This window comes from Sphingobium cupriresistens, assembly GCF_004152865.1.
Classification (GTDB): Bacteria; Pseudomonadota; Alphaproteobacteria; order Sphingomonadales; family Sphingomonadaceae; genus Sphingobium; species Sphingobium cupriresistens.
The window spans coordinates 53739-77008 of record NZ_SEOO01000019.1; the positions used below are offsets into that span (position 1 = coordinate 53739).

Below are 23270 nucleotides of genomic sequence, written 5' to 3' on the forward strand. Positions count from 1 at the left end.
CCCTGCCCATTGCGTCGCCCCCCGGCTTAGTGATTATTCCAGCGCCGCGACAGCGGCGGCGAAGGCATCGCCGCGCGCTTCGAAATCGCGAAACTGGTCGAAACTGGCGCAGGCGGGCGACAACAGCACGACGTCACCCGGCTGCGCGATGCGCGCGGCGCGGCGGACGGCGGCGCTTAACATTTCACTGTCGTCCACCGCCATAGCGGGGCGCAGCAGATCGGCGAACATATGCCCCGCTTCGCCGATGGTGTAGGCGTGGGCGACATTGGCGAAATGGGGGACGCATTCGTCCAGATTGTCGGACTTGGCGACGCCGCCCAATATCCAGTGGATGCGCGGCTTGCCATCCTTTGCGGGCCATGCCGCGAGCGCGGGCGCGGTGGACGCGGCATTGGTCGCCTTGCTGTCGTTGACGTAGAGCACACCGTTGCGGGTGCCGACCGCCTGCATCCGGTGGGGGAGGCTGGCGTAGCTGGCGAGGGCGCTCTGGCGCTGATCCCAATGGATGCCAAGTTCCATCGCAACAGCGTCAGCAACCATCGCATTTTGCGCGTTATGCGGCCCCTGCAACGCTGGCCAAAGGTGCTGATAATGTTCGGCGAAGTCGACTGATGCAACGCGAGTGCGACTGCCAGCGCCAATTGGAAATTCGTCGTCGGAAGGATCGAACAAGCGTGCAATTAGAGGATCGTCGACAGATGCAACAGCAACATGCTCAAAGGACTGCATCGCGAACAATCGCATCTTCGAAGCGACATAGCCCTCGAACCCATCATAGCGATCAAGATGGTCGGGCGTGATGTTGAGTAGCACCGCGACGTCGCAGTCCAGACTGTGGGTCAGGTCGATCTGGTAGCTGGACAGTTCCAGCACATAGATTCCGACGCCGTGCAGGTTCGGCTCCAGCGGCGGCTGGCTCAGGATCGGCAGGCCGATATTGCCGCCCATGACGGTCGGATAGCCCGCCTGTTCGATAATATGGTGGATCAGCGCGGTGGTGGTGGACTTGCCGTTGGTGCCGGTGATGCCGACGACCTTGTGCGGGGGCAGCGTCGGGCGGGCGAGCGCGAACAGTTCGATGTCGCCGATGACCGGCACACCGGCGATCTTCGCGCGCATGGCAATGGGATGGCGGTTCAACGGCACGCCCGGCGACACGACGATGCCGTCAAAGCCGCTGAGGTCGATCTCCATCGGGTCGCCCAGTTCCGCCTTGCCCTCGACTTGGCCGCGCGCTTCCTCGCGGCTGTCCCAGGCGACGACGCGCGCGCCGCTGGCGACCAGCGTTGCGACCGTGGCGAGGCCTGAACGCGCCAGTCCCAGCACGGCGTAGGTCTTGCCCTTGAAAACCTCCGAAACGATCATCCCTTACCTCAGCTTCAAGGTAGCAAGACCGGCGAGCGCCAGCACGAAGGCGATGATCCAGAAACGGATCACCACGGTCGGCTCGGCCCAGCCCAGTTGCTCGAAATGATGGTGGATCGGCGCCATCTTGAACACACGCTTGCCGGTGCGCTTGTAGAAGAAGACCTGGATGATGACCGACAGCGCCTCCACGACGAACAGGCCGCCGATGATGCCCAGCACGATCTCATGATGGGCGGTGACCGCGATCACGCCGATCGTACCGCCCAGCGCAAGGCTGCCGGTGTCGCCCATGAACACGGCGGCGGGCGGCGCGTTGAACCACAGGAAGGCGAGGCCCGCGCCGATGATGGCACCGCACAGGATCGTCAGATTGCCTGCGCCCGGCACATGCGGGATGCCCAGATATTCGGCGAAGTCGGCGCGGCCGACCAGATAGACGATCAGCATGAAGGCCAGGCTGGCGATGATGACCGGCATGGTGGCGAGGCCGTCGAGGCCATCGGTCAGGTTCACCGCATTGCCGAACGCCACGATGACGAAGGCGGCGAAGCAGAAGTAGAACGGCCCCAGTTCGATCGCCGGGCCATTGTAGAAAGGAACGTAAAGTGCAGTATTGCCATGCTGGTTGACGATCATCCAGGCCGCAAAGCCGGCGATCAGAAATTCGAACAAGAGCCGCATCTTGCCCGACAGCCCCTTGTGACTGGCTTTCGTCACCTTGTCATAATCGTCCAGGAACCCGATCGCGCCGAAGCCCAGGGTCACGAACAGGCAAGCCCAGACATAGGTGGACGACAGGTCCATCCAAAGCAGCACCGAAATGACCATCGAGGTCAGGATCATCAGGCCGCCCATGGTTGGCGTGCCGCGCTTGGCGAGGTGCGTCTGTGGACCGTCGTCGCGGATCGGCTGTCCCTTGCCTTGGCGGATGCGCAGCCAGCCGATGAATTTGGGGCCGATGACCAGGCCGATCAGCAACGCGGTGAAGATCGCCGCGCCCGCGCGGAAGGACAGGTAGCGGATGAGGTTGAACACCCCCGCAAATTCCATATTCTGGGCCAGCCAGTAGAGCATCAGTTCGTCTTTCCTTCGCCGGCGTTTTCGCCAAGGGCAGCGACCAGGCGGGAGAGGCCCACGCCGTTCGAACCCTTGACCAATATCGCGTCGCCCGCGCGTATTTCGCTTTGGATGAGGGGGATGGCCGCCGCCGTATCGGCGACATGCGCATAGGGAATGGTGACGCCAAGCGCGTCGGCCAGCGGCGCCATTTCCGCGCCGACCAATATCACATAATCGACCCGGCCCGCGCCCAGCGGTTCGACAAGGCCGGCATGGAGTTCGACGCTGCGATCGCCCAGTTCGCGCATCCCGCCGAGGATGGCGATACGCCGGTCGGCCTTTTCGCGGCCCAACTGCTTGAGCGTCGCGGTCATGGATAGCGGATTGGCGTTGTAGCTTTCGTCGATCAGCAGCGCTTGCCCGCCCGCGACGGGCAGGATGCGCCGCTCGCCCCGGCCCGGCAGGCCCGGCATTTCGGCGAGCGCCAGGCCCGCTGCGGCCAGATCGCCGCCCACCGCATCGACCGCCGCCAGCACCGCGAGCGCGTTAGACACCCAATGGTCGCCGGGCGCGGCGACGGTGAAGCACAGCTCCGCGTCGGGCAGGGTTGCGGTGACCAGCGTACCGCCGCCCGGCGCCGGCACGGCTTCGCGCGCGCAGACGTCGGCCTGTGGGCTGGCGCCGAAGGTCAGAATGCGCGCGGCGTGGCGTTCCGCCCTGTTGTAGAGCAGCGCGACATGCGGGCTGTCATAGGGGATGATCGCGGTGCCGCCGGGTTGCAGCCCCTCGAAAATCTCCGCCTTGGCCTCGGCGATCTTCGCCTCCGTGCCGAAAAATTCGATATGGGCCGGCGCGATCGCGGTGACGATGGCGACATGGGGGCGGACCTGCCGCGTCAGGGCGGACAGTTCGCCGGCATGGTTCATGCCCATTTCGAACACGCCATAAGCCGACCCGCGCGGCATCCGCGCGAGGCTGAGCGGTACGCCGACATGATTGTTATAGCTTTTGACCGATCGATGCACCTGTCCCGGCGCGGCGCGATCGAGCGCCTGGAACAACGCTTCCTTGGTGCCGGTCTTACCGACCGATCCGGTGACGCCGATTACCTTGCCGCCCATACGCTTGCGCGACGCTTTTCCCAGCGCTTCGAGCGCGGCGGCGCTGTCGGGCACCAGGATATGGGGGTGCGCGACGGGTTCGCTGACGATCGCGCCTGCCGCACCCTGCCCGAACGCCTTGTCGATGAATCTGTGGCCGTCGGTCGTCTCGCCCTTCATCGCGACGAACAGGTCGCCCTGCCCGACTTCGCGACTGTCGAAGGCGACGCCCGAAACGGCGAACGGCGCCGACGCGGCGCCGCCTGTGGCCTCAGCGATTTCGGTGGAGGTCCAGAGCGGTTCAGCCACGGCCACCCTCTCCGTTCGCTTCGAGCAGCTTCGAGCGCAGTCGAAAAGCGTCTCTCGATAAGGTCGGGCGCAGTTCTCGACAAGGTCGAACCGAACGGCGGTGGGACATATCGCTCAACCCGCGCACTCCCGCGCCACGGTGACGTCGTCGAAGGGCAGCACGCGGTCGCCGATGATCTGGCCCTGCTCATGCCCCTTGCCCGCCAGCAGGACGATGTCGTCCGCGCCGGTCATGGCGATCGCGGCGGCGATGGCGGCGCGGCGGCCGCCCATTTCCTGCGCCTCCGGTGCGCCGGCCAGCACGGCGGCGCGGATGGCGGAGGGTTCTTCGGAGCGTGGATTGTCATCGGTCACGATGACATGGTCGGACAGTTCCGCCGCGACCTTGCCCATCAACGGGCGCTTGCCCGCATCACGATCGCCGCCCGCGCCGAACAGGGTGATGAGCTTGCCGCGCGTATGCGGGCGCAGCGCCTCGATCGCGGCCTTCAGCCCGTCGGGCGTATGGGCATAATCGACATAGACGGGCGCCCCCGCCTTGCTGATGACGGCGCGTTCCAGCCGCCCGCGCACCGGCTGGACCCGGCCGAGCAGTTCCAGCACCTTGGCCAGGTCTCCGCCGGTCGCGATGATGAGGCCCGCAGCGGTAAGGGCGTTGGCGGCCTGATAAGCACCGATCAGCGGCAGGTTGACCTTATAAATCTTGCCATCCGCTTCGATCTCCAGCGCCTGGCCCAACTGGGTCGGGGTGCGGTTGACCAGGCGCAGCGCCTGTCCCTGCACCCCGACGCTCAGCACACGAAGCCCCCGCTTCGTAGCCCGCGCGATGACCTTGCTCGACCAGCCATCGTCAGCCCAGACGACCGCCGCGCCATCCGCCGAAACGACTTCATCGAACAGCCGCATCTTGGCGTCGAAATAGCGATCCATGTCGCCATGATAGTCAAGATGGTCGCGCGACAGGTTGGTGAAGGCCCCCGCCATCACCGGCAGCCCCTCTGTGCGATACTGGTCCAGCCCATGGCTCGACGCCTCGAACGCGGCATGGGTGATGCCCTCGCGGCGCAGGCCCGACATATTGGCGAGGAAGGTGACGATGTCCGGCGTGGTAAGGCCGGTCGACACCTGATCGACCGAGGTCGTGACGCCCAGCGTGCCGATCGATGCGGACTTATGCCCCATCATCCGCCATAGCTGGCGCGCGAGCTCGACCGTGCTGGTCTTGCCATTGGTGCCCGTAACGGCGACGGTCACGTCGGGGAATGGTGCAAAATAGCGCGCCGCCATCTGCGCCAGCAGGCGGCGGGGATTGGCGTGGGCGATGTGGATCGCGCCGTCGACCTTCGCCTCCGGCCGGGCGACCACGGCGACGGCCCCCGCCTTTACGGCGTCGGCGATATAATCCTCGCCATTGACGCGCAGTCCCTGGAACGCGCCGAAGACGGTGCCGGGCGCGACCTTGCGATTGTCGATGGCGAAGCCGGTCACCGACGAATCGAGGCCGGCGCCCGCGCCAGCCTCTCCCGATATTGCGGCGTCCAGACCATCGACCAGCGAGCCAAGGCGCATCATTCTTTCTCCTTGTCGCCGTGCAGCAGCGGCATCAGGTCGGAAATATCGACGTCGCGGCTCTCGTCCGGCATTACCCCCAGCATCGGCCCGGTCCGCTCGACTACCCGCTTGACCACCGGCGCGGCGGTCCAGGCGGCGGTGCGCAGGCCATATTGCCCCGTCGCCTCGTCCATGATCGCGACGACGACGTAACGGGGATTGTCCATGGGGAAGGCGGAAGCGAAAGTCGTCACCAGCGAAGTCTTGTTATAGCGCCCCTCTTGAGGCTTTTCGGCGGAACCCGTCTTGCCGCCCACCCGGAAACCCTTGGCGTCGGCGCTACGTCCTGTACCCGCCGACACGATCATCCGCAACAGTTGCCGCATCCGCGCGCTGGTGGCGGCGGAAAAGACGCGGCGTCCCTCCGGCACCTCTTCGGCGCTGAGTTTACGTACGGTCGCGGGACGCCAGATGCCACCATTGACCAGCGCGGCATAGGCAGCGGCCAGATGTAGCGGCGTGACGGCGATGCCATGGCCGTAGGAGGTGGTCATGCTGGTGATGCGGCCCCAGTTGGACGGCCAGATGCCCTTGGCGCGCTCGTTAAACTCGATCGGCGCGCGCTGGTCGAAGTCCAGACTGCGGAACATCTTTTGCAGCGGGGCCGCGCCCATTTCGTCGGCGATCCGCGCGGTGCCGATATTGGAGCTGTGGACCAGGATTTCCGGCACGTTGATCCAGCGGCCCATCGCATGATCGTCCTTGATGCGGAAGCCGGCGACGGCCAGCGGCGCGGTCGCGTCATAGCGCTTGCTCATCGACGTCACGACGCCCGCGTCCATGGCCGTGGCGATCGCCAGCGGCTTGAACGAGGAGCCCATTTCGTAGCGGGCCTGCACCATATGATTGCACAGCGGCGACTGGCTGCACGTCTTGCCCGCATAATTTTGCAGCTTGTTGGGATCGAAGACCGGAATGGAGGCCATGGCGATAATTTCGCCGGTATTGGCGTCCATGATGACCCCGCCCGCGCCCTTGGCCCGCGTTTGCACCAACTGAGCATAGAGTTCGCTTTCCAGCGCGCCCTGCACCCGGCTGTCGATCGACACGGCGAAGGGCTTGCCGCGCTGCGCCGGATCGATCAGCCGGTCGTTGAAGGCGGCCTCCACGCCCATGCCGCCCACGCCGTTTGCATTGGGGGCAAAGCCCAACACATGAGCCGCCAATGTGCGCTGCGGATAGAGCCGTTCCTTCTCACGCGGAAATTCGATGCCGATTTCGCCCAGCGCATTCACCGCTGCCACCTGCTCCGGCAGCGCGCGGCGGCGCAGATAGGCCCAGCCGCGCCCACGCAGCTTCCTGTAGAAGGCCGCTTCAGGTTCGTCGGGGAAAATCTCGTGCAGCTTGCGCGCCAGTTCGGCCGGATCCCCGATCAGCTTGGACGGGCGGACCGCGACCGAATAAGCGTCCATCGTGCGGGCCAGCGGCACGCCGTTGCGATCGACGATGTCGGCGCGCGCGGGCAGGAAGGCGGCCAAGCTGCCATCGCTCGTCGTCCCCTGCGCAAAAATGCCGACCCAGGCGAGTCGGCCGATCAGGACGGTGGTGATTGCCAAGAATAGGATGAGCAGCAGCATCAGCCGGTTATGGGCGATGGCGGTCAGGTTGAGCCGCTGCCGCCCCGCCCGCTCCCCGCCTGGCTGGACAATGATCGTGGCCATCAGCGCGCCTCCTTCTTGCGCTCACGCGCCGCCTTGGCGGTCAAATCGCCCAGCGTGCTGTCATCCAGCAGCTTGGCGTCGAGCATCGCCATCCGCTCCGCCTTGCGCGCGATCGGATTGGGCTTGCTCACATCGGCATCGACCTTGGCCTGCTGCGCCGGGGTGCGGGATGCGGGCTTGGGCAGCTTGTCCACGACATCGGCGGCATGGGCCTCCCGGATCACCGCGATATCGCTGCGGATCTGGGTCGCAGCCGGGCTTTCGGGCGCCTTTTGCGGGGCGGACGGCAGGTCGGCGGGGGTTTCGACCATCGCCACCATCACCGGCGGCGCGACATAGTCGGGGCCGTTGGGCTGGATGCCGTCCAAATGCGCCAGCGCCCGTTCGCCGCCCAGATATTGCTGGGCGCTGGGCGTGGCGTACATGAAGTCGTGCTGGTTCCAGCTTTCGAGCTGGCGCATCGAGGCGCGGGCGCTGAATTCCGTTTCCAGATAGCGAATGTCGCCCTTCGCCCCGGCGATCTGCGCGCGCACCTTCATCAGTTCGTTACGCTCGGTCGCAACCTTGAGCGACACCATGTAGGCGCCCAGCGCGCCCAGCGCGACCAAGATCACCCAGATCAGGCTCTGCAACCTCTTGACGGCGATCATGGTTGGGAACTCCGAGAGGAAATAGGGGCAGCGGTGCGGATGGCGGCGCGCAGGGTGGCGGATCGGGCGCGGGGGTTGCGCGCCAGCTCCGCTTCGCTCGCACGCACCGCTTTGGCGGGCTTGGCGAAGGTCGGCTGCGGCCCGGCGGCGCGTTCGGGCAAATGCCTGGACCCCACCCCCTCGCCGCCGCTGCGATTGCGGAGGAACTGCTTGACGATGCGATCTTCCAGACTGTGGAAGGTGACGATCGCGAGGCGACCGCCCTCCTCCAGCAGTTCCTCGGCCGCGTCCAGCGCCCGTTCCAGCTCTTCCAGTTCCTGGTTCACATGGATGCGGATCGCCTGAAAGGTGCGGGTGGCCGGGTCTTTCTTGTCATGCGGCTTGTGGCCCAGCGCGCGGCGGACCACGGCGGCAAGCTGGGCGGTGCGTTCCAGCGGGCGCGCCTCCACGATGGCGCGAGCGACACGGCGCGACCGCGGTTCGTCGCCATAGCGGTAGATGACGTTGGCGATTTCCTCTTCCGACGCGCTGTTGAGGAAATCGGCGGCGTTCATGCCGTCCTGGCTCATCGTCATGTCGAGCGGGCCGTCGGCCTGGAAGGAAAAGCCGCGATTCGCCCGGTCGAGCTGCATTGAGGAGACGCCGATGTCGAGCGTGATGCCCGACACCCTGGCGATGCCGCGTTCGGCCAGCAATTCCACCATGCGCGAAAATTCGCCGGCGATCAGCGTTATGCCATGGGCGTCGGCCACCACCTGCCCTTCGCGAATCGCATCGGGATCACGATCGAAGGCGAAGACCTGCGCCTGGGCCATCGCCATGGCGCTGCTGTAACCGCCCGCGCCGAAGGTGCCGTCGACATGAATCTCGCCGGGGGTGATAGCGAGGGCATCGAGCACTTCGGCAAGGAGGACGGGGATATGGAGGGCGGTTGCGGAAACGGCGTCGTTCACTTGGCCGCCCCTTCCGCGCGCGCATCCATCCAGCGCCGGACCTTGTTGCGGATCAGCGCCGGGCGATCGGGGCTTTCGACCAGCGCTTCGGGCTTCCAGACCTGGAAATAGCGGCCCACGCCATAGAAGAAGATCGCGTCGGTGATGCCGGCTTCGTCCTTGATATCGGGGTGCAGGAAGAAGCGGCCGGCATCGTCGAAATTGACGTCCTCGATCGTGCCGAGGCGGTTTTCGCGTTCCAGATCGGCGTTGAAGTCGCGCCCGGCCTCATAGGCCTGTCGCTCCAGCTTTTCGACCTCATCGAACAGGAACTGCTTGTGGGACAGGCCGAAGCCGGTGGCGCAGCCATTGTCCATATGGATCGACAGGCACAGGCGATTCTGCCCGCCGCTGGCCTGGGTGACCAGCTTGCGCATCTCCAGGGGCAGCACGAAACGGCCCTTGCCGTCCGCGACGCTGAATGCGTTGCCCGAATAGAGAATGACGTCCGACACGCTGGCAACCGACCCCTTTTATGCAGGGCACAGGCCGCCTGTCGCCGGAATCCTGAGAAGACCATCCAGCGTACAGGACTGCACAAAAGCCTGACGAACCCCAATGCTGGTTTACGTACCAAGCATGGGGGGGGACTGCAATGGGAAAGCATGGGCAGTAGTGGGAAAAGACGGTGAAATTTGGGACTAACCGGATTTGTTACCTTTCACGCCGCCATCTTCTCCTTTTGTTCCGGGGATAGATCCCAACCTTTCCCGGCCCAATAGCATCGCACCCATTATCGCCCATATTGTCCCGCCCAAAAGCGCCCAGCGGAACGCGCGGGTGACGTCCTGCGCGTCGCGCATCCAGCGCCGGTCGCCGGGAATGGACGCCCCACCCAGCCACTGAACGACAAGGGCGGGCGTGTCGGCCACCCAATGGCGCGGGTCGAGCGGATAGACGGGATCGGCGAGCCACAACCGGTCGTCGAGCGGATCGGCGTCGCCCAGCAGCAGCACCGCGCCCTTACCGATGCGCTGGCGGCGCAGCAGGGCATCGCTGGACCGCTGCGCGCCGGATAGGGTGATGAGTTGACCGTCGGGCAGGAAATGGCGGACTTCCGTTTCTTCCATGACACCCGACGGCGCCAATCCCCAATGGTCGAGCAGCGGCCCTAAAAGGCTGACGGAGGGCGCGCGGCGGCGATCGCCCAGCGGCAGGTCGGACGGCCAGCGCAGCAGCGGATCGGCCAGCACCAGCGCCGTGCCGCCATCGCGCACCCATCCATCGATCGTGACCAGTTGCGCGGGCGTCAGCGCGCGCGGCTGCGCCAGCAACAGCCGCTGCGCGCGCAACGGCTTGAGCTGAGCCGGGTCGTCCATCGCAATCACGGTGAAGCGGGTGCGCAGGACCGTGACGATGGGCGCGTCCTGTGGCCGCGACTCGCTCCAGAACAGAGGCAGGCCGGTGATGACGGCGAGCTTGGGACGGTCCGGGGCGGGTTGCAACGCTTGGGCGGGGCCGCGCCAGAGCAGCAGCGCGGCCAGCACCAGGAAAATCATGGCCAAGCCCGTTCGCTTCGAGCGCAGTTGCGAGACGAACGGCGACGGGCGCAGCATGGCCCCGCCGAAAATGGTCAGCATCGCGACCGCCAGCAGCCCCAGCGCCGCCATGCCATCCGGCGCGCGTCCCGCGGCCACCGTGCAGAAGAGCAGCGCCATCCCGACGCCACCCATCGCCACCCAAGCCAGCATCGCCGCGCCACGCCGCGCCAGCGGCAAGCCAGTCCCCGCCAGGATCAGCGCCGTCGGCGCGCGCCAGTCCCAGGGATCGGCCTGCCCGGTCAGCCAGGCGCGCCACAGACCGGCCAGAACGATCGCCAGCGGCGGCATCCAGAGCCACAGGAATCGTTTCAACCCCGCCTTCATCGGCGGCGATCCCGGCCCGATTGCATTGTTCAGCGCTGCTGCGTGGGATCGGAATCCATCGGCTTGCGGATATTGGGGTCAGGTTGCAGGTCGGGTACGATCGGCGCCTGCTCCGGCGCGGGCTGCACGCCCAGTTCGGCCAGCGGATCGCGCGGAGAGACGGCGTTGCCGCTGGCGCTGAGCGTCGGCACGACCGGCGGCGGCAGCGCGGCGTCGTCCATTCGCGCCTTTTCGATGACGATATTGGCCAGGCCCACCAGCAACACCACGCCCGCCAGACCGGTCAAGCCGATCTGGACGCGCTGTAACCCTTCCTGTCGGCGGGGTGTTTCAGCCATGGTGACGCTCTGGACCTCTTCGCCGCGACCCGTGTCGGCGGTCATGCAGTCTGCGCGAGCCAGGGGAATACCGTCAAGCCCTTAGATTCCAGCCACTGTCGGTTGTAGAGGGTCGACAGATAGCGGAAGCCGGTGTCGCACAGGATGGTCGCAATCCGCTTGCCTGGCCCCAGCTGACGCGCGAGCGCCACCGCCCCCGCGACATTGATGCCCGAAGACAGGCCCAGGCACAGCCCTTCCTCGCTCAGCAGGCGGCGCACCCACTCCATGCCGTCCGCGTCGGAAATGCGGAACTGGGTATCGATCGGCGCACCTTCCAGATTGGCGGTGATGCGCCCCTGGCCGATCCCCTCGGCCACCGACGACCCTTCGGACTTCAATTCGCCCGTCGCATAATAGCTGTAGAGCGCGGCGCCATGCGGATCGCTGAGCGCGATGGTGATAGCCTCATCCTTGGCCTTCAGCCCCAGGCCCACGCCCGCGATCGTGCCGCCGGTGCCGGCCGCGCAGGTGAAGCCGTCGATCCGGCCGTCCATCTGGGTCCAGATTTCCTCCGCCGTGCCGACGATATGCGCCTTGCGATTGGCGATATTGTCGAACTGGTTGGCCCAGATCGCGCCTTCCGTTTCCTCGGCCAGTCGGCGGGACGTATGGACGAAATGGCCGGGGTTGGAATAGGGGGCGGCCGGCACCGTGACCAGCTCGGCACCGAGCGCGCGCAGCGTGTCCATCTTTTCGCGGCTCTGCGTTTCGGGCATGACGATGATCGTCTTGTAGCCCTTCGCATTGGCGACCAGCGCCAGGCCGATGCCGGTATTGCCCGCCGTCCCCTCGACAATCGTGCCGCCGGGCTGAAGCAGGCCCCTTTCCTCGGCGTCGTTGACGATGAACAGCGCCGCCCGGTCCTTGACCGAGGCGCCGGGATTGGCGAATTCGCACTTGGCGAAAATGTCGCAGCCCGTCTCTTGCGAGGGGCCGGCGAGGCGCACCATCGGCGTGTTGCCGATCAATGCGAGACTATTGAGTTGAAGCAGCATGACGCCACGCATAGCGGAGCGGGCGCGGCTTTGCCAAGCAAGGGAATGATGACGCCAAGAAAGCGGCCATTTCATCGCCCCGTTAATCTTTTCACCCTCCGGCGTCCCATCGCGGCACAGGCTCAAATGCATAGAGGAAAGCGCAAGGAAATTGGGCTAAGGGCGAGCTGGGCGACATGGGGTCGCACGGCGACAAGGCTTGAAATGCGGCTTTTTGCGCAAATGCGGGGATGGAAGGGCCATGGAGCGATCCTTGCGATCGCGCTGCTGTTGCTCGCCGCGCCGCGCCTGATCACCGCCGCGCCGCTCGACATGCTGGATGGCGAGCAGAGCCGATCGCTGGCCGATCCGGCCGAAGATGCGGGCGCAAACTTTCCCGGCTCAGCCTTCTTCTATGCGCAAGGCGCGTTCGATCCGGTGCCCGGCGTGGTTACAGTGCAGAGCGAGCATGTGCTGGGGCTGGACGAAGTGAAGGCCGCGCCCGCCACGGTCTTTCGCGGCCTCACCGGCCTCGACAGCTATCGCGCGCTCAATTGCCTGACATCGGCCATCTATTACGAGGCCGCCAATGAGCCGGACGATGGCCAGCGCGCCGTGGCGCAGGTAGTGCTGAATCGCGTGCGTAGCCAACTCTGGCCCGATACCGTCTGCGGCGTCGTCTATCAGGGGTCGGAACGCCGCGATTATAAATGCCAGTTCACCTTCAGTTGCGATGGGGCGATGGCGCGGGTCCCCGCCGCCGCCGCCTGGGTGCGGGCGCGGCGCGTGGCGCAGGACGCGCTGGCGGGGAAGGTCTATGCCCCGGTCGGCCTGGCCACCCATTATCATACGCTGGCGGTGCGGCCCGACTGGTCGTCCAGCCTGCAGGCGGTGGCGGTGATCGGCGCGCATATCTTTTACCGCAATCCCGGCTTCAACGGCACGCCCGCAGCCTTCGCCGCCCCCTATCTGGGGCGCGAGACCATTTCGGGACCGGCGCGCACCAGCTGGCCCGCGCGCCCGGTGCAGCCGGTCGAGATGCTTGCGGCACCCTATACGCCGCCCGTCCAAGCCCTGCCCCCAATGACGCCGCGCACCGGCTGGACCCCCGTGCCGCCACCGCAAAATGCCGATGATGGCTTGCCGGAATCCACCATCCGGCCGGAATATCGCAACAGCGGCCGCCCGCTCATCTGACGCACGATTTCCGGAACCGGCGATTTTTTTTTGGTTAACGATGAGCCGAGCATCGAAGTAGCTGGAAAAAAGGCATTTTAAAAAATGGTTTTTTTGTACCCGACCGGGAACCGATTTGTGCCATGGCGGGTTCTACATTCCGGATAGCAAATCTTTTGCCCCCCGCTCTTGCTATCCACAAAATATGAGCCCGGAACGTCTCTCCCCCCGACGCGTTCCGGGCTCAGACTTTTTTGGGGCTTTTCTCTTTGAAATCTTTATTCTTTTCGGCTGCGGAACGTATCAGCGAAGCGCGGGTTCTTCCCTCGTCACTGTGATGGCGCCGCCATCCGGTCACAGATTTTGACGAGGAGATTTCCGATGACGAAGAAAATCCTGACCGCGCTGCTGCTCACCGGGTCGCTGATGGTCGTAGCGTGCAACACGGTCGAAGGCGCAGGCCGCGACGTGCAGAGCGCCGGCGAAGCCGTGGAAAGATCCGCGAATTAAGGGTCGCGCAGACCCTATAGGTTACTACCCCGCTCCCTAGCATGGCCCGCCCGTCAAACGGCGGGCCTTTTTTTCGGGTCGGGCGCGGCGCTTTGACGCGAAATAGGGACGTTATTCCCCCTCCCGCCTGCGGGGGGAGGCGAGAAAAAGAACTTCCGATCCTCTTTTCAACCCACCACCGCTTAGTTCAGGCCGAAACCTCTTCCGCCGCCTCTTGCTTGGCCGCCCGGCGATCGGTGAACCAGATCGCGACGATTGTGATTTCGTAGAGCAGCAGCAGCGGGATCGCGAGCATCAGTTGCGACACCACGTCGGGCGGGGTCAGCACGGCGGCCAGGATGAAGGCCGCAACGATCATGTAGCGGCGCATCCCGATCAACTGCGCCCGCGTGACGAAGCCGGCGCGGTTGAGCAGCATCAACAGCACCGGCATCAGGAAGCTGATGCCGAAGGCGAGGATGAATTGCATGACGAGGCCGAGATAGGCGTCCGCGCTGGGCAGCGCCTCGACCTGCAGGCCGCTGCTGTTGCCCTGAAACTCCAGGAAAAAGTGGAAGGCGGTCGGCATCACCACGAAATAGGCGAGGCTCGCGCCCATCGCGAACAGGAAGGGCGTCGCCAGGATGAAAGGCAGCAGCGCCTTCTTTTCCTTGGCATAGAGACCCGGCGCGACGAAGGCCCAGAGTTGGTTGGCGATGATCGGAAAGGACAGGCAGAAAGCGCCGAAAAAGGCGATCTTCACCTGCACGAAAAAGGCTTCATACAGTTTGGTATAGACCAGCTTGCCCCCGCCATCGCCGAACGCTTCCTTGAGCGGATGGACCAGGATCGCGAATAGCTGCTCGGAAAAATAAAAGCAGATCGCCCCGGTCGCCACCAACGCATAGACGCATTTGAGCAAACGGCCGCGCAATTCGATCAGATGGTCCAGCAAGGGCGCCTTGCTGTCGTCGATATCCCCGATCATGCGCCTGCATCACTCTTGCGTGGCTGCGCGACAGGCTCAGCCGATGCCTCCGCGACATAGGGCGGGCCGTCCGCCGCAGGGGGCGCGACAGGCGCCGATTCGGCGACGAAGGGCGGCTTTTCCACCGGCGCTTCGGCCACATCGGGCGGCCGGTCGTTCGCAGCGGTTTCAGACGCGGCCGATTCGCCCGGCGCCGGCAAGGCTTCGGTCGCGGCGACTTCCGGCGGATGCTCGTCCATGATCCGCTTGTTCTGCGCCGCCCACTTCTTTTCCAGCTCTTCCAGCTCCACTTCGCGCACCATGGCGTCGATGCCGGTCCGGAAATGACGGGCCATGCCCTGCGCCTTGCCGACGATCTGCCCCACCTTGTACAAGGCGCGCGGCAGATCCTTCGGCCCGATCACGATCACGGCAATGATCACGATCACCAGAAATTCGGACGAATCGATACCAAACATGCGGGACTACCGGCCTGCGCTAGAGGATCAGGCCTTGGTCTTTTCTTCGGTCGCGCTCGGCGCATCCTGCTCAGGCACGCGATGGCCCTCCAGGCGCGTAGCGGGCTTGGCCGGCGTCACATCGTCGTCGCTATCGTCAGCCATGCCCTTCTTGAAGCTCTTGATGCCCTTGGCCACATCGCCCATCAGGCCGGAAATACGACCGCCGCCAAACAGCAGCATGACGACCAGGAGCACGATGACCCAGTGCATCAGCGAAAAGGAACCCATTTTTTATACTCCTAGCAGAAGGCCTATCTAGGCGTCTTCCTCGTCATTTTCCACAACGGATTGACCGCCCAGACCCTCCAGCGCCAAATCAACCGGGTCGAGCAGGCCTGCGGCGCGCAGATCGTCCATGCCCGGAAGGTCGCGCCGGCTGCTAAGCCCGAAATGTGACAGAAAATCTACGGTCGTCGCATAGATGAGCGGGCGGCCCGGCACTTCGCGCCGGCCGGCGGGGCGCACCCAGCCCGCCTCCATCAACACGTCGAGCGTGCCCTTGGCCACCTGAACCCCGCGGATCGCCTCGATCTCCGCGCGGCTGACCGGCTCATGATAGGCGATGATCGCCAGCGTCTCCATCGCCGCGCGCGACAATTTGCGCGGTTCGTCCTTCTCGCGGCGCAGGATGTGGGCCAGGTCAGGCGCAGTCTGGAAATGCCAGCGCCCGCCCCGTTCGACCAGATTGACCCCGCGCCCGGCATAATGATCGGCCAGCGCGCCCAGCGCAGCGGCAAGATTACCGCCCTCCCCGACATGCAGCTTTATTTCCGCCGGCGTCAGCGGCGTTTCCGCCACGAACAGGACGACCTCCACCGAGCGCAGGAAGTCGTCAGGTTCCACGCTCATGCCACGGCCTCCTGATTCGGCGTCGCGGCGCGCAGGTAGAGCGGCGCAAAAATACCGTCCTGCTGCATTTCCAACCGCCCTTGCCGCGCCAGTTCCAACGCCGCGACGAAGCTGCTGGCCAGCGCCGACTTCGCCCTGGGCGCGTCGAGACCGGGCGGCAGGAAGGATTCGAGCCGGGTCCAGTCGAGCGCAGCGCCCACCAGCGATCCAACCCGATGGATCGCTTCGTCCAAGGTCATCACCGGGCGCGCTGCGATGATATGGACCGCGGGCTGGGTGCGGGCGCGAATCTGGCCATAGGACTGAATCAGGTCATAGAGACTGGCGCGCCATAGCGCCTTCTTGACCAGCCGCAGCCCTTCGGGCTTGCGCCGGGTGAAGACGTCGCGGCCGACCCGGTCGCGCGCCATCAGCCGGGCGGCCGCGTCGCGCATGGCGTGGAGTCGCTGGAGCCGCAATTGCAGCCGCAGCGCCAGGTCTTCGGGGCTGGGATCGGCCTGTTCCTGCCGCGGCAGCAGCAGCGAGGATTTGAGATAGGCGAGCCAGGCGGCCATCACCAGATAGTCCGCCGCCAGCTCCAGCCGCAATTCCCTCGCGCCGTCGATGAAATCCAGATATTGTTCGGTCAGCGCCAGGATGGAAATTTCGCGCAGGTCCACCTTCTGCGTCCGCGCCAGGCTGAGCAGCAGGTCGAGCGGCCCCTCCCAGGCGTCGAAGCTGACGGTGAGCGTTTCCGGGCTGGGGATGGCGGGCGCGATGAAGAGGTCGTCCACGCTCAGGCCGCCACCAACCCCAGCAGCATATCGCGCGTCGCCAGCAGTTCCGCGATCGGCGGCTGGTCCTTTCCGCGCGTCACCGACGCCATCGCCCGGTCGAGTCGCGCGCGCGCCTTGTCCGTAATCGCCGGCAGCAGGTCCGCGATCCCGACCATATCGTCCATCCGGCCCCAGCAGTTGAGCGCCAGGTCGCATCCCGCCGCGACCACGCCGGCCGCAAGGTCGGGGATGCCGCCCTTGAGCGCTTTCATGTCCAAATCGTCCGACATCAGCAGCCCGTTGAAGCCGATCCGCTGCCGGATGATCTCCCCGATGATCGTCGGCGACAGGCTGGCGGGGTGTTGCGCATCCCATTCGGTATAGACGACATGGGCGGTCATCCCGATCGGCGCCTGGTTGAGCGTGCGGAACGGCGCCAGGTCGGTTTCCAGCGCGTTGAGATTGGCGGTCACCACCGGCAGGGCGAGATGGCTGTCGACCATCGCCCGGCCATGCCCCGGCATATGCTTGACGATGCCGACCACGCCGCCTTCGGCCAGCCCCTCCAGCGTGGCGCGGCCCAGCGCGGCGACGCGCATCGGGTCGGCGCCCAGCGTGCGGTCGCCCATGATGTCGCTCGCGCCGTCCTGCCGCACGTCGAGCAGCGGCAGCGCGTCGACGGTGATGCCGACTTCCGCCAGGGTCAGGGCGATGGCGCGGGCATTGGCGCGCGCGGCGGCAATGGCGCTGGACGGGGCGAGGTCATAGAGCCGGTCGAATTGCGCACCCGCCGGGAAGCTGGGCCACACCGGCGCCTGCATCCGGGCCACCCGGCCACCTTCTTGGTCGATCATGATGAGCAGGTCGTCTCGCCCATGCAGGCTGCGCAGATCGTCGGTCAGCGCACGCACCTGCCCCCGGTCCGCGATGTTGCGTTTGAACAGAATGTAACCGGCGGGCTGCGCCTCTGCGAAGAAGGCGCGCTCGTCGCCGGTCAATGTTTCGCCGGACAGGCCGAATATGACGGGTTTCATATGGCCGATGGTAGCGACGCGGAAGGACATTGTCGAAGGAGAAGAGCAGAGCGCCCTTCCCCTCCCCTCAGTTGACGACCAGGCAGCTTTCGCCCGCGACCTTGAGCTTGCCGCAGATCATGTTCGCCTGGCCACCGGCGCTGGCGCGCAGGCGATAGACGGTGCCGCCGCCGACCTGCGCCGGTTCGACTGTCATGGCGAGCGGGGCCAGATAGGCGAAGCGCTTGGACAGTTTGGTCCAGGCATCCTTGGCTCCCGATGCGCTGCCATAGGCGCCGAGCTGGATCATCGCGCCACCGGCGGCGGCCTTGGGCGCTTGCGACGGTTGGACGCCGGTTTCGTCGGTGACGCGCGCGGTCACGCTGGCGGCCGGCTTGTTCGGCGCGGCGGGCGCGGGCGCGGCAGGTGCAGGCGCGGTCTTGGCGATCGGCGCTTCGGGGACGCGGCTGGGATCAATGCGGCCGTCGCGCAGCACGCCTTCGCTGGCGGCGAAGCTGGCATCGCCTTCACCGTCGAACTTCTTGGCGTCGGCTTCGTTGGCGGCGATCTTGTAATCCTGCGTCGGCGCGGCGATCAGCTGCCCCTCGCCCGCAGCGTCGCCGCCATTGCGGTGCTGCATCCACCACACGCCCGCAACCACCGCGCCGATCAGCGCGAGGCCAAGCAGGATCAGGCCCAGCAGCCGCAGCGGCGAGATCGGCTCGTCACCGTCATCGTCGATCGCCGGCTCCAGCCAGGGCAGACGATCTTCATCGTCCAGATCCAGTCGCCCACGCGCATAATCGCTCATTTCCAGCGCCTCACTGCATTTCCGTCAACGCGGTCACACCCATGATGGCGAGGCCGTTGCGGATAATCTGCCCTATTCCTTGGCTCAGGAAAAGCCGCGTGGCGGTGAGCGCCGGATCGTCGGCCAGAATGACGCGCGCGCGCGGATCGTCATTGCCCATATTCCACCAGCCGTGGAAGGATGATGCCAAATCATTGAGATAGAAGGCAATCCTATGCGGTTCACGCGCCAAAGCAGACCCTTCCACCACCCGCGGGAACTGCGCTGCGAGCTTGACGATCGCCAATTCCGCCGTCCCAAGTAGGGACAGGTCGGGCGCGGGCAGCACAATCCCCGCCTCCTCCGCCCGCCGACCGAGCGAGGCGATCCGCGCATGGGCATATTGGACGTAGAAGACCGGATTGTCCTTCGACGCTTCCACCACCTTGGCAAAGTCGAAGTCCATCTGGGCATCGGCCTTGCGCGTCAGCATGGTGAAGCGGACGACATCCTTGCCCACTTCGCCCACCACATCGGCCAGCGTCACGAAATTGCCCGCGCGCTTTGACATCTTCACCGGCTCGCCGTCGCGCAGCAGGCGGACCATCTGGATCAGCTTGACGTCGAACCGCGCCTTGCCCTCGGTCAGCGCGGCGACGGCGGCCTGGATGCGCTTCACGGTCCCAGCATGGTCCGCGCCCCAGATGTCGATCAACTGGTCGGCGGACTGCGCCTTCTGGTAATGATAGGCCATGTCGGCACCGAAATAGGTCCATGCGCCCGTAGACTTCTTGATAGGGCGATCCTGATCGTCGCCGAACTTTGTCGAGCGGAACAGCGGCAGCTCGACCGGCTCCCAATCGTCGGGCAATTCGCCCTTGGGCGCTTCCAGCACGCCGTCATAGACCAGGTCATGCGCGCGCAGCCAGGCTTCAGCCTCGTCCGGCTTGCCCGCCGCCTGCAATTCCGCTTCCGACGAGAAAATGTCATGATGGATGCCCAGCAGCGCAAGGTCTGCACGGATCAGGTCCATCATCTGCGCCACGGCAAAACCGCGGAAAGTGAGCAGCCAGTCGGCTTCGGGCGCGCCCACGAACGCATCGCCATATTCGGCGGCCAGCGCCTGCCCCACCGGCGCCAGATAATCGCCGGGGTAGAGGCCGTCAGGAATGGTCACATCCTCGCCCAGCGCCTCGCGATAGCGGATATGGGCGGAGCGAGCGAGGACGTCCACCTGACCGCCTGCATCGTTGATATAATATTCGCGGATCACCTTATGCCCGGCATATTCCAGCAGCGTGGCGAGCGCGTCGCCCACCACCGCGCCACGGCAATGGCCCATGTGCATCGGCCCGGTCGGGTTGGCGGACACATATTCGACATTGACGGTGACGCCCTGCCCCAGGTCGGACCGGCCATAATCATCGGCGTCGGCATGAATCGCGGCCAGTTCCGCGCGCCAGGTCGGATCGGTCAGCGCCAGGTTGATGAAACCGGGACCGGCGATCGTCGCGCGCTCGACCTCGTCCAGCGCCTGCAGCTTGGTTATGATCGCATCGGCCAGCGCACGCGGATTGGTGCCTGCGGGCTTGGCCAGAACCATGGCGGCGTTGGTGGCGAGGTCGCCATGCGACGGGTCGCGCGGCGGCTCGACCGTCACCGGCTTTCGGTTGAGGCCGGCCGGCAGGACGCCATCGGCCTCCAGCGCATCGAGCACGGCGTCGAGATGGGCGGTGAAACGGGTGTAAAGGGACATTGAATATGGTCCTATCATCGCCCGTTCGTCCTGAGTAGCCATTGAGCGAAGTCGAAAGGGCGTATCGAAGGACTGCATTGCACCCATGCTTCGATACGGGGCTTCGACAAGCTCAGCCCCTACTCAGCACGAACGGCTAAATTTGTAGTTCAGACTGGCTCTTAACGGGTCGCGTTATATCGGAGCTGATCCTGGGTCAGGTTGAAACCCACGAGCAACTCGAAGCTGGTTCGCTGCAACGCCGCCTTGACGTCGGGCTGGGCGAAGGGATCGATCGCGGCGTCGGCGTCGCCCGGCTTGCGCTTCTGCGTGATCTTGGCCTGGATCTCGGCGGGCAGCGTCGCGGCCGACTTGTTCACATAGGAACCGGCCTTGTTCTGCGCGCTGGCGCGATAATCGCCCGCCGCAAAGTTCAGCGTCACCTGGCCGACGCGCTTGGCGACGACGTTGGTGCCCGCCTGCACCACGGCGGAGAAATAGGGCAAGGTGACCTGCCGCGCGGCGCTGGCGTCGCTGCGGCGCGCGTTCACAGTGAAGGTCGCCTCGGTATAGAATTGATCGCCGTCCGCGCAGGTCGAGCGCAGGTTGGTGATGTTCGCCACCACGTCGATCGCCGCCGCGTCGGTGCGGCCGGGAGCGGAAAAGAGCGTGATGTCGCCGGTCTGCGCCGGGATCGCCGCTGTCGGGCAGGCCGAACGCACCGCGACGATGCCGCCGGTGGCGTCGATCTCGCCCCGGCGCGAACAGCCCGCCAGAGCGAGGGCCAGCATGGCGGTCACGGCGATATGAGACACTTTCACAGGCAGATATTCCTTCACATGGCGCAACGGGCCAGAAGCTTTGCGCTTCCTTATCCATCCACCGCCCGCCACGCAACTGCAAGGACGCGGCTTTCGGGTGCGCGTCTTCGTCCGGTTCGCTCTTTCTTCCGGCCGCACATTCGCCTAAGCGGCAGGGCATGACGCACGCGCCCTTCGCCCGCCCGCCGATGAAGCTCCTGATCGCCGCGCCGCGCGGCTTTTGCGCCGGGGTCGACCGCGCGATCATCATCGTCGAAAAGGCGATCGAGGCCTATGGCGCGCCGGTCTATGTCCGCCACGAAATCGTCCACAACAAATATGTCGTCGACGGACTGAAGGCCAAGGGCGCGATCTTCGTCGAAAGCCTGGACCAGGTGCCCGATGGCGTGCCGGTCGTCTTTTCCGCCCATGGCGTGCCCAAGGCGGTGCCGGCCAAGGCGGAGCAGCGCGGCCTGGACTATCTCGACGCTACCTGCCCACTGGTCAGCAAGGTCCATCGCCAGGCGGAGCGGCAGGTGGAGGCCGGACGCCACATCCTGTTCATCGGGCATAAGGGCCATCCCGAAGTGATCGGCACCTTCGGCCAAGTGCCCGACGGCGCGATGACCCTGGTCGAGACGGTCGAAGATGCGGAGGCTTTCGCCGCCGCCGACCCCGACAATCTGGCTTTCCTGACCCAGACGACGCTGTCGGTGGACGATACCGCCGCGATCGTCGCCACGCTGGAACGCCGCTTCCCCACCATCGCCGCACCCAAGGGCGAGGATATCTGCTATGCCACGTCCAATCGCCAGACCGCGGTAAAGGCGATCGCCGCCCGCTGCCAGGCGCTTTACGTCATCGGCGCGCCCAACAGCTCCAATTCGCTGCGGCTGGTGGAAGTGGCGGAGCGCGAAGGCACCCCCGCCCGCCTGATCCAGCGCGCCAGCGAGATCGACTTCGCCTGGCTGGACGGCGTGACCACGCTGGGCCTGACCGCGGGCGCCTCCGCGCCGGAGATATTGGTGCGCGAAGTGGTCGACCGGCTGGCGGAACGCTTCACCGTCGAGGAAGAGCAGGTGGAAACCGCGCGCGAGACGATCGCCTTCAAGCTGCCCCGCGGACTGGAGGCCGCCTGAACCATGGCCGTCTATACCCATGTGCCCGCCGAAGAAATCGCCGCCTTCCTCACCCGCTATGACGCCGGCCGGTTGGTATCGGCGAAGGGCATCGCCGAAGGGGTGGAGAACAGCAATTACCTGCTGGAAACCACCGGGGTGGACGGAAGCGGCCATCGCTATATCCTGACCCTCTACGAAAAGCGCGTGGATGAGGCCGACCTGCCCTTCTTCATGGACCTGCTCGATCATCTGGGCGCGCGCGGCTGCCTGGTGCCGCGCTTCATCGCCGATCGCGAAGGCCGCCGACTCCAGCAGCTTTCCGGCCGCCCCGCCTGCCTGATCGAATTTCTGACCGGCATTTCCGTTACCGAGCCGACCCCCGGACAGGCGCGCGCCGCCGGCGTGGCGCTGGGCGAATTGCACAAGGCGGCGCAGGGCTTTGCGGGCGAACGGCGCAATGCGCTCGACATCGCCGGCTGGCACGACCTGGCGGCGAAATGCGGCGACGATTTCGACCAGATCCAGCCCGGCCTGGCCGCGCGTGTGGCAGCGGAACTGGCTTTCCTCGACGCCCATTGGCCCGCCGACCTGCCCCGGTCGGTCATCCATGCGGACCTGTTTCCCGACAATGTGCTGATGCTGGGCGAAGAGGTGACCGGCCTCATCGACTTTTATTTCAGTTGCACCGATATCCGCGCCTACGACCTGGCCGTCACCCACAGCGCCTGGTGCTTCAGCAATGACGGCGCGACCTGGTATGGCGCGCGCGGCGCGGCGATCGGTGCGGGTTATATGGAGGCCCATGGGCTGAGCGAGGCAGAACACGCCGCCTTCCCGATCCTCTGCCGCGGCGCGGCTTTGCGCTTCCTGCTGACCCGCGCCTATGACTGGATCAACACCCCGGCCGACGCGCTGGTAACGCGCAAAGACCCGCTCGCCTATCTGCGCCGGCTGGATTTTTACGCGAAGGCCGACCCGGCGGCGTTGCTGGGACAATAAGCACAAGCCGTTCGGGCTGAGCCTGTCGAAGCCTTTTCTTCCCTTGAAGAAAGGAAAGCCCTTCGACAGGCTCAGGGCGAACG

24 protein-coding genes are annotated in these 23270 nt (G+C 65.6%); 4 read left to right on the forward strand and 20 right to left on the reverse strand.

Going from position 1 to position 23270, the window contains the following annotated elements; translation table 11 throughout:
* Nucleotides 1-33 precede the first annotated feature (33 nt).
* The 11 genes from murD to EWH12_RS12725 all read right to left on the reverse strand — a co-directional run bounded on the left by murD (nucleotide 34) and on the right by EWH12_RS12725 (nucleotide 11993).
* Nucleotides 34-1368: a UDP-N-acetylmuramoyl-L-alanine--D-glutamate ligase gene (gene murD / locus EWH12_RS12675; RefSeq protein WP_129926809.1), complete on the reverse strand. Its 1335-nt coding sequence runs from the start codon at nucleotides 1366-1368 to the stop codon at nucleotides 34-36.
* 3 nt (nucleotides 1369-1371) lie between these two features.
* On the reverse strand, nucleotides 1372-2445 hold the full coding sequence (mraY, locus tag EWH12_RS12680; RefSeq protein WP_066604121.1) for a phospho-N-acetylmuramoyl-pentapeptide-transferase: 1074 nt from the start codon (nucleotides 2443-2445) through the stop codon (nucleotides 1372-1374).
* Nucleotides 2445-3839: a UDP-N-acetylmuramoyl-tripeptide--D-alanyl-D-alanine ligase gene (locus EWH12_RS12685; RefSeq protein WP_129926810.1), complete on the reverse strand. Its 1395-nt coding sequence runs from the start codon at nucleotides 3837-3839 to the stop codon at nucleotides 2445-2447. Before EWH12_RS12685 ends, mraY begins: the two co-directional genes overlap by 1 nt.
* 114 nt (nucleotides 3840-3953) lie before the next feature.
* A complete protein-coding gene (locus tag EWH12_RS12690; protein WP_129926828.1) occupies nucleotides 3954-5408 on the reverse strand; it encodes a UDP-N-acetylmuramoyl-L-alanyl-D-glutamate--2,6-diaminopimelate ligase in 1455 nt (484 codons plus the stop codon).
* On the reverse strand, nucleotides 5408-7111 hold the full coding sequence (locus tag EWH12_RS12695) for a peptidoglycan D,D-transpeptidase FtsI family protein (protein WP_129926811.1): 1704 nt from the start codon (nucleotides 7109-7111) through the stop codon (nucleotides 5408-5410). Before EWH12_RS12695 ends, EWH12_RS12690 begins: the two co-directional genes overlap by 1 nt.
* On the reverse strand, nucleotides 7111-7761 hold the full coding sequence (locus EWH12_RS12700) for a colicin transporter (protein WP_066604127.1): 651 nt from the start codon (nucleotides 7759-7761) through the stop codon (nucleotides 7111-7113). The genes EWH12_RS12695 and EWH12_RS12700 overlap by 1 nt, the downstream gene beginning before the upstream one ends.
* Entirely contained in the window at nucleotides 7758-8714 is a 957-nt protein-coding gene (gene rsmH, locus EWH12_RS12705; RefSeq protein WP_129926812.1) for a 16S rRNA (cytosine(1402)-N(4))-methyltransferase RsmH, read from the reverse strand. The genes EWH12_RS12700 and rsmH overlap by 4 nt, the downstream gene beginning before the upstream one ends.
* The gene (locus tag EWH12_RS12710; RefSeq protein ID WP_066604133.1) at nucleotides 8711-9208 is read right to left on the reverse strand and encodes a division/cell wall cluster transcriptional repressor MraZ; all 498 of its coding nucleotides are present in this window, start codon (nucleotides 9206-9208) and stop codon (nucleotides 8711-8713) included. The genes rsmH and EWH12_RS12710 overlap by 4 nt, the downstream gene beginning before the upstream one ends.
* Before the next feature lie 186 nt (nucleotides 9209-9394).
* The gene (locus EWH12_RS12715; RefSeq protein WP_242496042.1) at nucleotides 9395-10606 is read right to left on the reverse strand and encodes a GldG family protein; all 1212 of its coding nucleotides are present in this window, start codon (nucleotides 10604-10606) and stop codon (nucleotides 9395-9397) included.
* 41 nt (nucleotides 10607-10647) lie between these two features.
* Nucleotides 10648-10956 (reverse strand): hypothetical protein, encoded by a 309-nt coding sequence (locus tag EWH12_RS12720; RefSeq protein ID WP_129926829.1) that lies wholly within the window; start codon nucleotides 10954-10956, stop codon nucleotides 10648-10650.
* Nucleotides 10957-10997: 41 nt separating this feature from the next.
* Nucleotides 10998-11993 (reverse strand): cysteine synthase A, encoded by a 996-nt coding sequence (locus EWH12_RS12725; RefSeq protein WP_066605594.1) that lies wholly within the window; start codon nucleotides 11991-11993, stop codon nucleotides 10998-11000.
* Nucleotides 11994-12197: 204 nt separating this feature from the next.
* Here EWH12_RS12725 and EWH12_RS12730 point away from each other — a divergent pair, with 204 nt between their 5' ends.
* On the forward strand, nucleotides 12198-13169 hold the full coding sequence (locus EWH12_RS12730; RefSeq protein ID WP_129926814.1) for a cell wall hydrolase: 972 nt from the start codon (nucleotides 12198-12200) through the stop codon (nucleotides 13167-13169).
* Nucleotides 13170-13529: 360 nt separating this feature from the next.
* Nucleotides 13530-13658, forward strand: coding sequence for an entericidin A/B family lipoprotein (locus tag EWH12_RS12735; protein WP_066604140.1), 129 nt, complete (start codon nucleotides 13530-13532; stop codon nucleotides 13656-13658).
* A gap of 187 nt (nucleotides 13659-13845) precedes the next feature.
* On the opposite strand, the gene tatC is transcribed toward EWH12_RS12735, so the two are convergent.
* The 9 genes from tatC to EWH12_RS12780 all read right to left on the reverse strand — a co-directional run bounded on the left by tatC (nucleotide 13846) and on the right by EWH12_RS12780 (nucleotide 21058).
* Nucleotides 13846-14625: a twin-arginine translocase subunit TatC gene (gene tatC / locus EWH12_RS12740; RefSeq protein WP_066604143.1), complete on the reverse strand. Its 780-nt coding sequence runs from the start codon at nucleotides 14623-14625 to the stop codon at nucleotides 13846-13848.
* Complete coding sequence (gene tatB / locus EWH12_RS12745; RefSeq protein ID WP_066604145.1) at nucleotides 14622-15083, reverse strand: Sec-independent protein translocase protein TatB; 462 nt, start codon at nucleotides 15081-15083, stop codon at nucleotides 14622-14624. The genes tatC and tatB overlap by 4 nt, the downstream gene beginning before the upstream one ends.
* A gap of 27 nt (nucleotides 15084-15110) precedes the next feature.
* The gene (locus tag EWH12_RS12750; protein ID WP_066604147.1) at nucleotides 15111-15353 is read right to left on the reverse strand and encodes a twin-arginine translocase TatA/TatE family subunit; all 243 of its coding nucleotides are present in this window, start codon (nucleotides 15351-15353) and stop codon (nucleotides 15111-15113) included.
* 27 nt (nucleotides 15354-15380) lie between these two features.
* Nucleotides 15381-15974 (reverse strand): SMC-Scp complex subunit ScpB, encoded by a 594-nt coding sequence (gene scpB / locus EWH12_RS12755; RefSeq protein ID WP_129926815.1) that lies wholly within the window; start codon nucleotides 15972-15974, stop codon nucleotides 15381-15383.
* The gene (locus tag EWH12_RS12760; protein ID WP_066604150.1) at nucleotides 15971-16747 is read right to left on the reverse strand and encodes a segregation and condensation protein A; all 777 of its coding nucleotides are present in this window, start codon (nucleotides 16745-16747) and stop codon (nucleotides 15971-15973) included. The genes scpB and EWH12_RS12760 overlap by 4 nt, the downstream gene beginning before the upstream one ends.
* A gap of 2 nt (nucleotides 16748-16749) precedes the next feature.
* On the reverse strand, nucleotides 16750-17763 hold the full coding sequence (gene nagZ / locus EWH12_RS12765; RefSeq protein WP_066605597.1) for a beta-N-acetylhexosaminidase: 1014 nt from the start codon (nucleotides 17761-17763) through the stop codon (nucleotides 16750-16752).
* 67 nt (nucleotides 17764-17830) lie between these two features.
* Nucleotides 17831-18553 carry an SPOR domain-containing protein gene (locus EWH12_RS12770; protein WP_066604152.1) on the reverse strand — a complete coding sequence of 241 codons (723 nt, stop codon included), beginning with the start codon at nucleotides 18551-18553 and terminating at the stop codon, nucleotides 17831-17833.
* 10 nt (nucleotides 18554-18563) lie between these two features.
* The gene (gene argS, locus EWH12_RS12775; protein ID WP_129926816.1) at nucleotides 18564-20288 is read right to left on the reverse strand and encodes an arginine--tRNA ligase; all 1725 of its coding nucleotides are present in this window, start codon (nucleotides 20286-20288) and stop codon (nucleotides 18564-18566) included.
* 161 nt (nucleotides 20289-20449) lie between these two features.
* A complete protein-coding gene (locus tag EWH12_RS12780) occupies nucleotides 20450-21058 on the reverse strand; it encodes a hypothetical protein (protein ID WP_066605600.1) in 609 nt (202 codons plus the stop codon).
* A gap of 188 nt (nucleotides 21059-21246) precedes the next feature.
* Between EWH12_RS12780 and ispH the strand changes: the two genes are divergently transcribed.
* Nucleotides 21247-22206 carry a 4-hydroxy-3-methylbut-2-enyl diphosphate reductase gene (gene ispH, locus EWH12_RS12785; RefSeq protein WP_129926817.1) on the forward strand — a complete coding sequence of 320 codons (960 nt, stop codon included), beginning with the start codon at nucleotides 21247-21249 and terminating at the stop codon, nucleotides 22204-22206.
* A 3-nt stretch (nucleotides 22207-22209) separates the two neighbouring features.
* Complete coding sequence (gene thrB, locus EWH12_RS12790; protein WP_129926818.1) at nucleotides 22210-23187, forward strand: homoserine kinase; 978 nt, start codon at nucleotides 22210-22212, stop codon at nucleotides 23185-23187.
* Nucleotides 23188-23270: the final 83 nt, after the last annotated feature.

What these genes read in the sequence shown, in the direction of transcription:
- murD (WP_129926809.1), bottom strand. Translation starts at nt 1,368, where the DNA reads ATGATCGTTTCGGAGGTTTTCAAGGGCAAGACCTACGCCGTGCTGGGA.
- mraY (WP_066604121.1), bottom strand. Translation starts at nt 2,445, where the DNA reads ATGCTCTACTGGCTGGCCCAGAATATGGAATTTGCGGGGGTGTTCAAC.
- EWH12_RS12690 (WP_129926828.1), bottom strand. Translation starts at nt 5,408, where the DNA reads ATGCGCCTTGGCTCGCTGGTCGATGGTCTGGACGCCGCAATATCGGGA.
- EWH12_RS12695 (WP_129926811.1), bottom strand. Translation starts at nt 7,111, where the DNA reads ATGGCCACGATCATTGTCCAGCCAGGCGGGGAGCGGGCGGGGCGGCAG.
- EWH12_RS12700 (WP_066604127.1), bottom strand. Translation starts at nt 7,761, where the DNA reads ATGATCGCCGTCAAGAGGTTGCAGAGCCTGATCTGGGTGATCTTGGTC.
- EWH12_RS12720 (WP_129926829.1), bottom strand. Translation starts at nt 10,956, where the DNA reads ATGGCTGAAACACCCCGCCGACAGGAAGGGTTACAGCGCGTCCAGATC.
- EWH12_RS12725 (WP_066605594.1), bottom strand. Translation starts at nt 11,993, where the DNA reads ATGCTGCTTCAACTCAATAGTCTCGCATTGATCGGCAACACGCCGATG.
- EWH12_RS12730 (WP_129926814.1), top strand. Translation starts at nt 12,198, where the DNA reads ATGCGGCTTTTTGCGCAAATGCGGGGATGGAAGGGCCATGGAGCGATC.
- EWH12_RS12735 (WP_066604140.1), top strand. Translation starts at nt 13,530, where the DNA reads ATGACGAAGAAAATCCTGACCGCGCTGCTGCTCACCGGGTCGCTGATG.
- tatC (WP_066604143.1), bottom strand. Translation starts at nt 14,625, where the DNA reads ATGATCGGGGATATCGACGACAGCAAGGCGCCCTTGCTGGACCATCTG.
- tatB (WP_066604145.1), bottom strand. Translation starts at nt 15,083, where the DNA reads ATGTTTGGTATCGATTCGTCCGAATTTCTGGTGATCGTGATCATTGCC.
- EWH12_RS12750 (WP_066604147.1), bottom strand. Translation starts at nt 15,353, where the DNA reads ATGGGTTCCTTTTCGCTGATGCACTGGGTCATCGTGCTCCTGGTCGTC.
- scpB (WP_129926815.1), bottom strand. Translation starts at nt 15,974, where the DNA reads ATGAGCGTGGAACCTGACGACTTCCTGCGCTCGGTGGAGGTCGTCCTG.
- nagZ (WP_066605597.1), bottom strand. Translation starts at nt 17,763, where the DNA reads ATGAAACCCGTCATATTCGGCCTGTCCGGCGAAACATTGACCGGCGAC.
- EWH12_RS12770 (WP_066604152.1), bottom strand. Translation starts at nt 18,553, where the DNA reads ATGAGCGATTATGCGCGTGGGCGACTGGATCTGGACGATGAAGATCGT.
- argS (WP_129926816.1), bottom strand. Translation starts at nt 20,288, where the DNA reads ATGTCCCTTTACACCCGTTTCACCGCCCATCTCGACGCCGTGCTCGAT.
- EWH12_RS12780 (WP_066605600.1), bottom strand. Translation starts at nt 21,058, where the DNA reads ATGCTGGCCCTCGCTCTGGCGGGCTGTTCGCGCCGGGGCGAGATCGAC.
- ispH (WP_129926817.1), top strand. Translation starts at nt 21,247, where the DNA reads ATGACGCACGCGCCCTTCGCCCGCCCGCCGATGAAGCTCCTGATCGCC.
- thrB (WP_129926818.1), top strand. Translation starts at nt 22,210, where the DNA reads ATGGCCGTCTATACCCATGTGCCCGCCGAAGAAATCGCCGCCTTCCTC.